Source organism: Microbacterium profundi (assembly GCF_000763375.1).
In the GTDB taxonomy this organism is placed as follows: Bacteria; Actinomycetota; Actinomycetes; order Actinomycetales; family Microbacteriaceae; genus Microbacterium; species Microbacterium profundi.
Genome location: NZ_JPSY01000002.1, coordinates 336,919 through 349,363 on the forward strand (window position 1 = coordinate 336,919; position 12,445 = coordinate 349,363).

The 12,445-nt window shown below is 67.3% G+C and carries 11 protein-coding genes; 8 read left to right on the forward strand and 3 right to left on the reverse strand.

The genetic code is table 11. From position 1 onward, the window contains the following. Positions 1 to 113: 113 nt before the first annotated feature. The 8 genes from JF52_RS0112140 to JF52_RS0112175 all read left to right on the forward strand — a co-directional run bounded on the left by JF52_RS0112140 (position 114) and on the right by JF52_RS0112175 (position 9,159). The gene (locus tag JF52_RS0112140) at positions 114 to 1,196 is read left to right on the forward strand and encodes a BMP family lipoprotein (protein ID WP_200881015.1); all 1,083 of its coding nucleotides are present in this window, start codon (positions 114 to 116) and stop codon (positions 1,194 to 1,196) included. A gap of 112 nt (positions 1,197 to 1,308) precedes the next feature. Next, positions 1,309 to 2,829 (forward strand): ABC transporter ATP-binding protein, encoded by a 1,521-nt coding sequence (locus JF52_RS0112145; RefSeq protein ID WP_033106829.1) that lies wholly within the window; start codon positions 1,309 to 1,311, stop codon positions 2,827 to 2,829. Next, on the forward strand, positions 2,826 to 4,133 hold the full coding sequence (locus tag JF52_RS0112150; RefSeq protein ID WP_084595834.1) for an ABC transporter permease: 1,308 nt from the start codon (positions 2,826 to 2,828) through the stop codon (positions 4,131 to 4,133). Before JF52_RS0112145 ends, JF52_RS0112150 begins: the two co-directional genes overlap by 4 nt. Continuing rightward, positions 4,130 to 5,410, forward strand: coding sequence for an ABC transporter permease (locus JF52_RS0112155; RefSeq protein ID WP_033106830.1), 1,281 nt, complete (start codon positions 4,130 to 4,132; stop codon positions 5,408 to 5,410). Before JF52_RS0112150 ends, JF52_RS0112155 begins: the two co-directional genes overlap by 4 nt. A gap of 7 nt (positions 5,411 to 5,417) precedes the next feature. Next, positions 5,418 to 5,816: a cytidine deaminase gene (locus JF52_RS0112160; protein WP_033106831.1), complete on the forward strand. Its 399-nt coding sequence runs from the start codon at positions 5,418 to 5,420 to the stop codon at positions 5,814 to 5,816. Then, entirely contained in the window at positions 5,813 to 7,105 is a 1,293-nt protein-coding gene (locus JF52_RS0112165; RefSeq protein WP_033106832.1) for a thymidine phosphorylase, read from the forward strand. Before JF52_RS0112160 ends, JF52_RS0112165 begins: the two co-directional genes overlap by 4 nt. A 61-nt stretch (positions 7,106 to 7,166) precedes the next feature. Then, positions 7,167 to 8,285: an adenosine deaminase gene (locus JF52_RS0112170; RefSeq protein WP_033106833.1), complete on the forward strand. Its 1,119-nt coding sequence runs from the start codon at positions 7,167 to 7,169 to the stop codon at positions 8,283 to 8,285. 16 nt (positions 8,286 to 8,301) lie between these two features. Further along, the gene (locus JF52_RS0112175) at positions 8,302 to 9,159 is read left to right on the forward strand and encodes a carbohydrate kinase family protein (protein WP_033106834.1); all 858 of its coding nucleotides are present in this window, start codon (positions 8,302 to 8,304) and stop codon (positions 9,157 to 9,159) included. A gap of 23 nt (positions 9,160 to 9,182) precedes the next feature. On the opposite strand, the gene JF52_RS0112180 is transcribed toward JF52_RS0112175, so the two are convergent. The 3 genes from JF52_RS0112180 to JF52_RS0112190 are packed head-to-tail and all read right to left on the reverse strand — an operon-like array spanning position 9,183 to position 12,378. Further along, entirely contained in the window at positions 9,183 to 10,139 is a 957-nt protein-coding gene (locus JF52_RS0112180; protein ID WP_033106835.1) for an SDR family oxidoreductase, read from the reverse strand. After that, complete coding sequence (locus JF52_RS0112185; protein ID WP_033106836.1) at positions 10,136 to 11,089, reverse strand: bile acid:sodium symporter family protein; 954 nt, start codon at positions 11,087 to 11,089, stop codon at positions 10,136 to 10,138. The genes JF52_RS0112180 and JF52_RS0112185 overlap by 4 nt, the downstream gene beginning before the upstream one ends. After that, positions 11,086 to 12,378: a flavin-containing monooxygenase gene (locus JF52_RS0112190; protein WP_033106837.1), complete on the reverse strand. Its 1,293-nt coding sequence runs from the start codon at positions 12,376 to 12,378 to the stop codon at positions 11,086 to 11,088. Before JF52_RS0112190 ends, JF52_RS0112185 begins: the two co-directional genes overlap by 4 nt. Positions 12,379 to 12,445: the final 67 nt, after the last annotated feature.

Here is a 12,445-nt window from a genome sequence, read left to right on the forward strand (position 1 = left end):
ATTGCGAGTTTGTAACCATTAACCGCAACCGTGATGTCGGATGCCGTAACACTGGGTAACTTAGCTCCACGGGGCTTTGCGATTGGCGCAGGCCAGTAGTCGTGGAGGCTTACGTGACCATTTCCACCAAGAAGCGCGCTCTCGCCGCGCTCGTGGCGACAGGCGTCGCCGTCGCACTCGCAGGCTGCGGAGCCGCTCCAGAGGATTCCGACGGCGGCGATGCCGGTGGCGAGAGCATCGACTTCCTGCCCTGCATCGTCTCCGACGCCGGCGGGTTCGACGACAAGTCGTTCAACCAGCTCTCCTTCGAGGGCGTCGTGCAGGCCGCCGATGAGCTCGGCGTCGAGTACAAGAACGTCGAGTCCAACAGCGAGACCGACTTCGCCCCGAACATCGAGAGCCTCATCTCGCAGGGCTGCAACGCCATCGTCTCCGTCGGCTTCGCGCTCTCGGCGGCGACCGTCGAGGCTGCGACCGCGAACGCGGACGTCGACTTCATCCTCGTCGACGACGCAGCGGACAACGACTTCGACGGCGAGAAGGACGCCGAGAACGTCAAGCCGCTCCTGTACGACACGGCCCAGGCCGCGTTCCTGGCGGGCTACCTGTCTGCGGGCTACTCGGAGACCGGCAAGGTCGGCACCTTCGGCGGCATGGAGTTCCCGACCGTGACTATCTTCATGGACGGCTACAAGCAGGGCGTCGACTACTACAACGAGCAGAACGGCACCGCCGTCGAGGTCGTGGGCATGACGTCGTTCACCGGTGGCTTCGAAGCCGGTCCCGAGGCCAAGTCGGTCGCGCAGAACATCGTCGACCAGGGCGTCGACGTGCTCCTGCCCGTCGGCGGTCCGATCTACCAGTCCGCACTCCAGGTCATCAAGGAGTCCGGCCGCGACATCGCACTCATCGGCGCTGACGCAGACCTGTTCGTCACCGACCCGAGCACGGAGGACTTCGTGCTGACGTCGATCCTCAAGGACATGAAGCTCTCGACCTACGAGGCGACCATGAGCAGCGCGAACGACGAGTTCGATGCAGAGGCCTACGTCGGAACCCTCGAGAACAAGGGCGTCGGCATCGCCGATCTCCACAACTTCGAGGACAAGGTCGACCCCGAGCTCTGGACCGCGGTCCAGGACCTGCAGCAGCAGATCATCGACGGTGAAGTGACCGTCACCTCGTACCTCGGCTGATCGAGGAACGAACCACAGGGGGAGGTCGGCGACCCGCCGGCCTCCCCTCGCTGTTGCCCCGGCTCCCACCGGAACCTGGGACGAGGCACCTTTGCTGATTAGGATCTGAAACATGAAGCTTGAACTGCGCGGCATAACGAAGAGGTTCGGCGCGCTGACGGCAAACGACCACATCGATCTCACCATCGAACCGGGGGAGATCCACTGCCTCCTCGGCGAGAACGGCGCGGGCAAGTCGACGCTGATGAACGTGCTCTACGGCCTCTACCAGGCCGACGAGGGTGAGATCCTGCTGGACGATGTCGTGCAGAACTTCGCCGGCCCTGGAGACGCGATGGCCGCCGGTATCGGCATGGTGCACCAGCACTTCATGCTGATCCCCGTGTTCACGGTCGCCGAGAACGTCATGCTGGGCCACGAGAAGACCCGCTTCGGCGGTCGCCTCGACCTGCCGGCGGCTCGAGCGATGGTGCGCGAGATATCCGACCGCTTCGGGTTCCACGTCGACCCGGATGCCGTCGTCGAGGACCTGCCCGTCGGCGTGCAGCAGCGCGTGGAGATCATCAAGGCGCTGTCCCGCGATGCCAAGGTGCTCGTGTTCGACGAGCCCACCGCGGTGCTGACGCCGCAGGAGACCGATGAGCTGATGGCGACGATGCGTCAGCTCAAGGAATCGGGAACCTCGATCGTCTTCATCACGCACAAGCTCCGGGAGGTCCGTGAGGTCGCGGACCGGATCACGGTGATCCGGCTCGGAAAGGTCGTCGGGGAAGCGTCTCCGACGGCCGGCAACGAAGAGCTCGCGTCGCTCATGGTGGGGCGGGCCGTCGAGCTCACTGTGCACAAGGACGCACCGAAGCTGGGCGAGGAATCGCTCATCGTGAAGAACCTCACCGTCACCGATCCTTTCGGCACGGTGCTCGTCGACGATGTGTCGTTCTCGGTGCGCGGCGGCGAAGTGCTCGTGATCGCCGGTGTGCAGGGCAACGGTCAGACCGAGGTCACCGAGGCGATCGTCGGCCTGCAGCCGCGTGTCGAAGGCAGCGTGCAGCTCAACGGCGCCGAACTGGTGGGGCGATCCGTGCGCGACATCCTCGACGACGGCGTCGGCTTCGTTCCGGAGGATCGCAGCGTCGACGGCCTGGTCAAGGAGTTCTCGATCGCGGAGAACCTCATTCTCGACCGCTCGGTCGGCGCTCCCTTCGTCAAGGCGGGCACTCTGCAGCTGCGTGCGCTCGACGAGTTCGCACGCGAGAAGATCGCCGAGTTCGACATCCGCACGCAAGGGCCGGCGCAGCAGGCGGGGCGACTGTCGGGCGGCAACCAGCAGAAGGTCGTGCTCGCTCGAGAGCTGAGCCGCGAACTCTCGCTCTTCGTGGCGGCGCAGCCGACGCGCGGCGTCGACGTCGGATCGATCGAATTCATCCACAAGCGCATCATCGAGACCAGGGACTCGGGCATCCCGGTGATCGTCATCTCCACCGAGCTCGACGAGGCGGCGGCTCTGGCCGACCGCATCATGGTGATGTATCGAGGCAAGGTCGTCGGCGTCGTGCCGGGCGACACCACACGGGAGAAGCTCGGCCTGATGATGGCGGGCATGCTCGAGTCGACCGAGGAGGCAGGCGTATGAGCGCTCCCGCACCTGGCCCGATCAAGGCCGCACCCGCGGACTTCGGCTCCACGGAACCGACCCGATGGAACAGTGCGCTGCAGCGCATCGCCACCGGCAACGGAATGATCTCGGTCCTCTCCGTGATCCTCGCGCTCGTGGCGGGGTCGATCATGATCGCCTTCACCGATTCCGAGGTGCAGCGCACGGCCGGATACTTCTTCGCACGCCCGGGTGACATGCTGCTCGCGGTGTGGGAATCGATCTCCGGCGCGTACGTCGCTCTCTTCCAGGGCGCGATCTACAACTTCCGCGTCGACGGGTTCGCTGCGGGGATCAAACCGCTCACCGAGACGCTGAAGTTCGCGACACCGCTGATCGCGGCAGGCCTCGGCGTGGCGCTCGCGTTCCGCGCCGGCCTGTTCAACATCGGTGGCCAGGGCCAGATGCTCATGGCCGCGGCCGCCGCCGGCTGGGTCGCGACGAGCATGGACATGCCGTGGCCTCTGCACATGCTGGTCGCCATCATCGCCGGCATCATCGCCGGTGCGATCTGGGCCGGCATCGCCGGCATCCTCAAAGCCCGAACAGGCGCGCACGAGGTGATCGTGACGATCATGCTCAACCACATCGCGTTCTACCTGCTGGCATGGATGCTGGCCACACCCGGCATCCTGCAGGCGCCGGGATCCAACAACCCCAAGACCGCGGCGATGGCGGAGTCCGCCCTGCTTCCCGGCATCCTCGGATCGCAGTACAAGCTGCACGCCGGCTTCATCCTCGCGCTGATCGCGGTCGCCTTCACCTGGTGGCTGCTGGAGCGCTCGAGCCTCGGCTTCCGCTTCCGCGCCGTGGGGGAGAACCCGGCGGCGGCACGGGTGGCGGGTATCAGCGTCGGGAGGATGTACTTCCTGGTGATGGTGATCGCCGGTGGTCTGGTCGGCATCGCCGGCGTCAGCCAGGTGCTCGGCACCGTGACCAGCGGCTTCGGCAGCGACATCGACGCCGGGATCGGCTTCGACGCGATCACCGTCGCGCTGCTCGGACGTTCGACGCCGCTCGGCGTGCTGGCGGCCGGCATCCTGTTCGGCGCCTTCAAGGCCGGCGGGTTCGCGATGCAGGCCTCCGAGAACGTGCCGATCGAGATCGTCCTCGTCGTGCAGTCGCTGATCGTGCTGTTCATCGCCGCACCTCCTCTGGTGCGTGCGATCTTCGGTCTGCCGCAGCCGGGTGCTCGCAAGAAGCCCGCGAAGCCGAAGAAGCCCAAGAACCCGAAGGATCCGGCGACCAACGGCTCGCCCCGCACCGAGGAGGTGTCGGCATGACCGTCTCCGCTGAAGCTGTCGTCAGCGACGAGCAGCGCCGCGTCGCCATCACCTCATGGAAGACGCCCATCATCTTCGGCCTGTTCACGGTGCTCTTCGCGCTGCTGCCGCTGCTCGCACCCCGAGACGGTGCGAGCACGTTCCGGCTGGTGCGCTCGGCAGACGCTGCGATCCAGCTCCCCGAACTGGTGCTTCCCGCCAACGCGACCGCCTGGGTGTGCGTCGTGCTCATGGCCGCCACCACGCTGCTCGCGGTGATGTGGACGCGCGCGCAGCGCAGACTGCCGCTCTGGCTGACCGTGATCTACGTCGTGATCCTGCTGGTCGGGTTCCTCGCGTGGGCATCGGCCGGTGGCACGCTGCCGATGATCGGACTGCTGGGCGGTGCTCTCGCGCTCGCCACTCCCCTGATCTTCGGCGCACTGGGCGGAGTGATCGGCGAGCGCGTCGGAGTCGTCAACATCGCGATCGAGGCGCAGCTGCTGGCCGGCGCCTTCATGGCCGCACTCGTCGGCTCGGCGACCGGGAGCCCGTGGATCGGTCTCATCGCCGCGATGGTCGCCGGTGTGCTGGTCTCGCTCGTGCTCGCCGTGTTCGCGATCACCTACTACGTCAACCAGGTGATCGTCGGTGTGGTGCTGAACGTGCTCGTCGCCGGACTGACCACGTTCCTCTACCGCCAGGTGCTCAACGCGAACCCGGAGACGCTGAACTCGCCCCCGCTGTTCCCGGTGATCTCGATCCCCGTGCTCAGCGAGATCCCGGTGCTGGGTCCGGTGCTGTTCCGCCAGACGATCATCGTCTACCTGATGTACATCACGGTTTTCCTGGTGTGGTTCGGCCTCTACCGCACCCGCTGGGGCCTGCGCCTGCGCGCGGTCGGCGAGCATCCGCAGGCGGCGGACACCGTCGGCATCAAGGTCGCACCGACCCGCTACTGGAACATGATGCTCGCCGGCGCGATCGCCGGGATGGGCGGTGCGTTCTACACGCTGGTCACCAACCCGCAGTTCGGCCGTGAGATGACGGCGGGCGCCGGTTATATCGCACTCGCGGCCGTGATCTTCGGCAAGTGGGACCCGGTGCGCGCCACCCTGGCGGCACTGCTGTTCGGGTTCGCCACGAACCTGCAGGGTGTGCTGTCGGTCATCGGATCGCCGGTGCCGAGTCAGTTCATGCTGATGCTGCCGTACGTCGTCACGATCTTCGCCGTGGCCGGTCTGGTCGGGCGCTCGCGTCCGCCGGCGGCATCCGGCGAGCCATACATCAAGAGCTAGAGGACAGATGACTGACATCGACTGGGATGAGCTGCGTCAGGTCGCCACCGACGCCATGCACAAGGCGTACGCGCCGTACTCGCGGTACAAGGTGGGCGCGGCCGCTCTCGTGGACGACGGTCGTATCGTCGCCGGCTGCAACGTGGAGAACGCCTCCTACGGCGTGACGCTGTGCGCCGAGTGCGCGCTGGTCGGCGACCTGCACATGTCCGGCGGCGGGCGTCTCGTGGCGTTCGTGTGCGTCAACAACGATGGGCAGACCATCATGCCGTGCGGCCGGTGCCGTCAGCTGCTGTTCGAGCACTCCATGCCCGAGATGCTGCTGGAGACCGTGTCCGGCATCCGCACGATCGATGAGGTGCTTCCGGATGCGTTCGGACCGCGCGACCTGGAGGATGTCCGATGAGTGTTGAGGCGTACGACGCGATCGACGTCATCCGCGCGAAGCGCGACGGCGCCGAGGTTTCTGAGCCCGCACTGCGCTGGATGGTCGATGCCTACACGCGCGGCTACGTATCGGATGCGCAGATGGCCTCGTTCGCGATGGCGGTGTTCCAGCGCGGCATGCAGCGCGATGAGATCCGTGTTCTCACCGACGCCATGATCGCGTCGGGGGAGCGGATGAGCTTCGCCTCCCTCGGCAAGAAGACCGTCGACAAGCACTCCACCGGTGGCGTCGGCGACAAGATCACCCTGCCGCTCGCCCCCCTGGTGGCATGCTTCGGCGTCGCCGTCCCGCAGCTCAGCGGGCGCGGCCTCGGGCACACCGGCGGCACGCTCGACAAGCTCGAGTCGATCCCCGGCTGGCGTGCGGCGCTCAGCAACGAGGAGATGTTCGCGCAGATGCAGGGCGACGTCGGCGCGGTGATCTGCGCCGCGGGTTCGGGCCTTGCGCCTGCCGACAAGAAGCTCTACGCGCTGCGCGATGTCACCGGCACGGTCGAGGCTATCCCGCTGATCGCGTCGAGCATCATGTCGAAGAAGATCGCCGAGGGCACGGATGCTCTGGTACTCGATGTGAAGTTCGGCTCCGGCGCCTTCATGCAGGACATCGACCGTGCTCGTGAGCTCGCACGGACGATGGTCGCGCTCGGCACCGATTCCGGAGTCGCGACGACGGCGCTCCTCACCGACATGAACGTGCCGCTCGGTCTCGCGATCGGCAATGCCAACGAGGTGCGCGAGTCCGTCGAGATCCTCGCAGGCGGGGGGCCGGCCGACGTGCGCGAGCTCACTGTCGCGCTGGCACGTGAGATGCTCGCCCTCGCGGGAGTCCAGGATGCCGACGTCGAGGCCGCTCTGGATGACGGGCGCGCCATGGACAGCTGGAAGGCGATGATCCGCGCACAGGACGGCGATCCGGATGCTGCGCTGCCGACCGCGCGCGAGACGCATGTCGTCACGGCTCCGGCCGACGGCGTCGTGACGCGGATGGACGCCCTGCCGTTCGGCATCTCGGCGTGGCGCCTAGGAGCCGGGCGCGCCCGCGCCGAGGATCAGGTCGTCCACGCCGCGGGCATCGATCTGCACGCCAAGCCCGGCGACCGCGTCACTGCCGGTCAGGCCCTGTTCACGCTCTCCGCAGACGACGACGCGCGCTTCTCCCGTGCCCTCGAGGCGCTCGACGACGCATGGTCCATCGGAGACACCGCGCCCGAGATCGGGCCACTCGTCCGCGAGCGCATCACCGCGTAGGCTGGAGTCTCACCGCTCGCTGAGACTGGCGAAGCGCCGGTCTCTGAGAGGACGAATTCCCATGTCGATCGCTTCCGACGGTGATATCAAGATCGAGGGCGTATCGCTGCGGTCGCTGCCGAAGATCTCGCTGCACGACCATCTCGACGGCGCTGTGCGCCCGGGCACGATCGTCGAACTGGCGGCGGAGATCGGCCTGGAACTGCCTGCGGGCGACGCCGAGGGTCTCGGCGACTGGTTCACGAAGCGGAGCGGATCCGACTCGCTCGTGGACTACCTGGAATCGTTCGACTACACCGTGGCTGTCATGCAGACGGCCGAGAACCTCACGCGCATCGCCCGCGAGTTCGTCGAGGACCTGGCGGACGACGGCGTGATCTACGGCGAGGTCCGCTGGGCACCGGAGCAGCACCAGTCGGGCGGACTCTCGCTCGACGACGCGGTCGAGGCCGTCCAGCAGGGGATCGAGGACGGCGAGGACGCCGTGGACCGCAGCGGGCGCAGCATCCGCGTGGGGCAGATCCTCAGCGCGATGCGTCAGAGCGATCGATCGCTTGAGATCGCCGAGCTCGCCCTGGATCATCGCGAGAGCGGCGTGGTCGGCTTCGACATCGCAGGCCCGGAAGACGGCTACCCCGCCTCCGATCATCGTGAGGCGTTCGATCTGCTCGCCGAGAACTTCTTCCCGGTCACCGTGCACGCAGGCGAAGCGGCGGGACTCGCGTCGATCCGCAGTGCACTCCTCGACGGGCGGGCGCTCCGCCTCGGTCACGGAGTACGCATCGTCAGCGACCTCGACGTGATCGATCGGGACGGAGACGAGGTCCAGGTCAAGTTCGGCGACCTCGCACGCTGGGTTCGCGACCGGGAGATCCCGCTCGAGCTGTCGCCTTCGTCGAACGTGCACACCGGCGCGATCGAGGCATGGGGCACCGAGCTCGCCGATCACCCGTTCGATCTGCTCTACCAGCTGGGCTTCGCCGTCACGGTGAACGTCGACAACCGCACGATGAGTCGCACGTCCCTCACCCGTGAAATCGCGCTGCTCGTCGACGCCTTCGGCTACGACCTCGATGACCTCGAGGCGTTCCAGTTCAACGCGGCATCCGCGGCATTCCTGCCGATCGAGGAGCGCGAGGAACTCGTCGAGATGATCGCCGACGGTTTCCAGAACTCCTGACGCGGACCCCGGAGCCATGACCGCGCCCGCTGTCTTCATCGCCGGTCCTGCATCCTGGAACTCGATCGTCGTCCTCGATCGTCTGCCGGAGCCGACTCCGCACATCCAGTTCGCCGAGGACAGCTGGGAGACGGTGGGCGGGACGAGCGCGGGCAAGGCGCTGAGTCTCGCAGCCCTCGGCACGCCGGTGACGCTGTACGCGCTCGTCGGCGACGATGAGCCGGGCAGGCGGGTCCGCGCCGCGCTCGGTGCGGCCGGAATCGAGGTTCGGTGGGGTTCGAGCGCGGCCACGGAGCGGCACCTGAACCTGATGACTCGAGCGGGGGAGCGAGTCTCGATCTACGTCTCAGGGGTCGACGAGCAGTCCGGCGCGGTCCCCGATGACGTGCTCGCGGCCATGGCGGATGCCGAGATCATCGTGCTCGATCTCGCGGCAGAGCCGCTGCGGCTGCTTCCGCTCGCGAAGGCGAGCGGAAGGCCGGTGTGGGTCGACGTGCACGACTACGACGGAGAGGCGGAGTTCCACAGACCGTTCCTCGACGCGGCGGATGCGGTGTTCTGCAACGCCGATCGGCTGAGTGACCCCGTCGGATTCCTGCGCTCACGCGTCTCGTCCGGGGCGTCGTTCGCAGTGTGCACGCTCGGCCCGGAAGGCGCGGTGGCAGTCGACGTCGACGGTGAGACCTATCGAGTGGATGCCGTGCCGGTGGACGTCGTCGACACCAACGGCGCAGGTGACGCCTTCTTCGCAGGAGTCCTGGCTGCACGGCTGGCAGGCGCCGCGCTGCCGCAGGCGCTCGCGTCCGGCGCGGCGTCGGCATCGACGGCTCTCGGCAGCAAGCACCTGCACCCGCTGTTGGACGGCGTGCCCTGACCGTGGACCTGCCCTGACCGTGGTCAGCGCGGCCGCGCCACGACCTGCGGATGCGTTCTCAGATACTCCTCGAACGCTTCACGGCTCGTACGGGCCGGGGTGAAACCGAACTCGTCCTTCAACCGGGCATTCGACAGCACCGGCCGGTAGCGGAGGAAAGGAACCTTCTCTGGTCCGTGCTCTGTGAGGCGCAGCATCCGCCCGGCTCTCAACATCCAGGCGAGCGCGGATGCCGGCACGGTGAACAAGGGCTTGCCGAGCCGATCGGCGAGCTCCGGCACGGTCATCCGCCCGTCGCCGGCGACGTTGAAGACCCCCGCCGGGCCATCCGTCGCCGCGCGCACCATGGCGGCGGCGACGTCATCAACCCACACGAACACGAACGGCGAGTCCGACCCCGCGATCCGCAGGATGCGGCGCCCGTTCCAGAGAGCGGTGATCTGGTTCTGAACGGTGGGGCCGAGGATCGTGCCGATCCGGAAGACCACCTGCTCCAGTTCGGGATGCGCCGATCTGTATCCGGCGAGCATCTCCTCGACCAGGCGCTTGTGCCGCGAGTACGAAAAGGCATCATTGCCGCGCAGCGGCTGGTCCTCGTCGATCCACTCCGGGTTGTCCGGGTGGTAGCCGTATGCCGCCCCTGAGCTGGAGACCACGATGCGGCGCACACCGCTCAGAGCACACGCGGCCAGGACGTTCGCCGAGCCTTCGACATCCACGCGGTAGTCGAGATCCACATCACGGCCTGGGTTGACGATCGCCGCGAGGTGCACGACGGTGTCGATGCGGTGCTCACGGAGCACAGGCGCGATGGCCGCGGCATCCGTCACGTCGAGGACGACGGGCAGGACGCCCGGCGACACGGCGCCGGCTCTGAGGTCGGCCGCAACGACGAGTTCGACGTCGCCTCGCGCGGCCAGCGCCGCCGCGACGTGCGACCCGAGGAACCCGCCGCCGCCGGTGATGAGCACGCGTGTCACGGCGCGGCCTCGACGGCTGTCTTCCCGGTGCTGTCGCCGGTCGCATTGCCGGTGCGCCGCCTGGTGTGCCGCGCCCAGAGTCCTGCGAGCACGAGTCCGGCGACGATGTCCCAGATGCCCCACCAGCCGGCGACGATCGCCATGCCGCCGAGACCGCCGAAGAAGGCGAAGACGAGTCCCAGACCGAGCCCGGCGTTGCGGATGCCGACCTCGAACGTCATCGCCTTGCGCTCCCGCGTGCCCAGGCCGCCGAGGACCGCAGTGCCGTAGCCGAGCGCGAGCGCTGTGGCATCGTGCACGGTCACCACGAGGACCACGATGCCGAGCACCGAGATGAACACCGCCCAGTTGCCGACCAGCGCGCCGATGATGAAGCCCACGAGCGCGAGCAGACTGAACCACTTCACGAACGGCTGCACGCGCGCCGCGAAAGTCGGGAGCTTCGCGCGCAGCAGCAGCCCGACCGCGAAGGGCAGGCCGACGATGAGGAAGATCTCCAGCAGCATCTTCCACGGGTCGAGCGCCACCTCTCGCAGCAGGTCGCGGGCGGTCGGATGCAGCGACCCCCAGAAGGCGATGCTCAACGGCATCGCCACGATGTACACGAGGTTTCCGACCGCCGTCATCGACACCGACAGTGCGACGTTGCCGCCGGAGCGATGCGTGAGCACCTGCGAGATGTTGCCGGGCGGGCAGCATGCCACGAGGATCATGCCGAGCGCCATCGACGGTGTCACCGGAAGCACGAGGGTGAGCAGGAACGTCACTACGGGCAGCAGGAGGAGCTGTGCCAGGATCGCGATGATGAAGGGCTTCGGATGCCGTGCCACCACGCGGAAGTCGCTGGGTGCGGTGTCCAGGGCGATGCCGAGCATGATGAGCCCGAGCACGATGTTCAGGATCGTGAGGGTTCCCGGCGTGAAGCTCAGGACGACGTCGTCGACGTTCATCGCGTCTGCTCCAGTGCCTCGCGTTCGTGGCGGACGGCCGCGCGGTAGGCGTGGTTGTTCACGTAGTACGACATCCTGGCGAGCCCGAGATAACGGTAGCCACCGGTGACATCAGGCCACGGGCTGCCGGTCACGCGGTCCCGGAACCGCACGGCCTGCTCCGGCGCGTTCTCCGCTGCGGCGAGGTAGCTCGCCAGCAGTTCGGCCTGCTCGTAGCGGCCCTGCCAGCCGATGCCAGACGCCTCGATCATGCCCATCAGGTACAGGCCGTTGAAGGACGCGGGGAACATGTTCAGGAACAGTCGCGGCGAAGACCCGCGCCACTGCAGGTGCGCCCGGTCGACGAACGGGTAATCGAGGCGGTATCCGGTCGCGAGCATCACGAGGTCGTAATCGCCGCCGGAACCGTCGCGGAAGCGGACCGTGTGACCGTCGAACCGTTCGACATCGGCGCGCACACGCAGGTCACCCTGCCCGAGGTGGTTCAGTACCATCGTGTTCACGATCGGGTGCGATTCGTAGATGCGGTAGTCGGGCTTGGGGAATCCGAAACGAACCGGGTCGCCGGTGAACGCCTTCAGCACCCGGGAGTCCACTGCCTGCTTGATGCGTGCAGGCAGCGGCTTGCCCTGGTTGAGGGTGTCGCTCGGCCTGCCGAACAGATAGCGCGGAACGAAGTAGTAGCCGCGGCGCACGCTCATGTCGACTGATGCGGCGTGGTGCACGGCATCCACCGCGATGTCGCACCCCGAGTTGCCCGCACCCACGATGAGCACGCGTCTGCCGTCCAGCTGCGCGGCGCTCTTGTATGCGCTCGTGTGCATGAGCTCGCCGGCGAAGTCTCCATCGAAGGAGGGCACGTTCGGCTCCGCGAGCGTGCCGTTCGCGATGATGACCCCGGCGTACCAGCGCGTGCCCACTCCGTCCGGACCCGCGTGAGCGAGGTCCCATCCGCCGTCGCGCGGTTCGAGCAGGGTGACGCGCGTGTCGAAGCGGAACAGCGAAGTGAGCCCGAAATGGTCGGCGTACGAGCGGAAGTAGTCGCGCAGCACCCGATGGCTCGGATAATCGACGCCCGAAGCCATCGGGAACTCGGCGAATTCGGTCGTCGTGCGGGACGAGATGAGGTGCGCGGACTCGTACATGGTGCTGCGCGGGTTGGTGATGTCCCAGAGGCCGCCGACGCCGTGCGACGCCTCGAAGCCGTCGACCTCGATGCCCTGCACCTGCAGCGCTCGCGCGATGGCAAGGCCGGACGGCCCAGCGCCGATGACGGCGTATCTGCTCATGATGCTCCCCGCACGACGCTGTGCTCGATCTGTCGCCCCCAGGCTCGATCGTAGCGGCATCGTCGTG

Coding starts and splice junctions, on each gene's coding strand:
- JF52_RS0112150 (WP_084595834.1), top strand. CDS start 2,826: ATGAGCGCTCCCGCACCTGGCCCGATCAAGGCCGCACCCGCGGACTTC.
- JF52_RS0112170 (WP_033106833.1), top strand. CDS start 7,167: ATGTCGATCGCTTCCGACGGTGATATCAAGATCGAGGGCGTATCGCTG.
- JF52_RS0112185 (WP_033106836.1), bottom strand. CDS start 11,089: ATGAACGTCGACGACGTCGTCCTGAGCTTCACGCCGGGAACCCTCACG.
- JF52_RS0112190 (WP_033106837.1), bottom strand. CDS start 12,378: ATGAGCAGATACGCCGTCATCGGCGCTGGGCCGTCCGGCCTTGCCATC.
- JF52_RS0112145 (WP_033106829.1), top strand. CDS start 1,309: ATGAAGCTTGAACTGCGCGGCATAACGAAGAGGTTCGGCGCGCTGACG.
- JF52_RS0112160 (WP_033106831.1), top strand. CDS start 5,418: ATGACTGACATCGACTGGGATGAGCTGCGTCAGGTCGCCACCGACGCC.
- JF52_RS0112175 (WP_033106834.1), top strand. CDS start 8,302: ATGACCGCGCCCGCTGTCTTCATCGCCGGTCCTGCATCCTGGAACTCG.
- JF52_RS0112155 (WP_033106830.1), top strand. CDS start 4,130: ATGACCGTCTCCGCTGAAGCTGTCGTCAGCGACGAGCAGCGCCGCGTC.
- JF52_RS0112165 (WP_033106832.1), top strand. CDS start 5,813: ATGAGTGTTGAGGCGTACGACGCGATCGACGTCATCCGCGCGAAGCGC.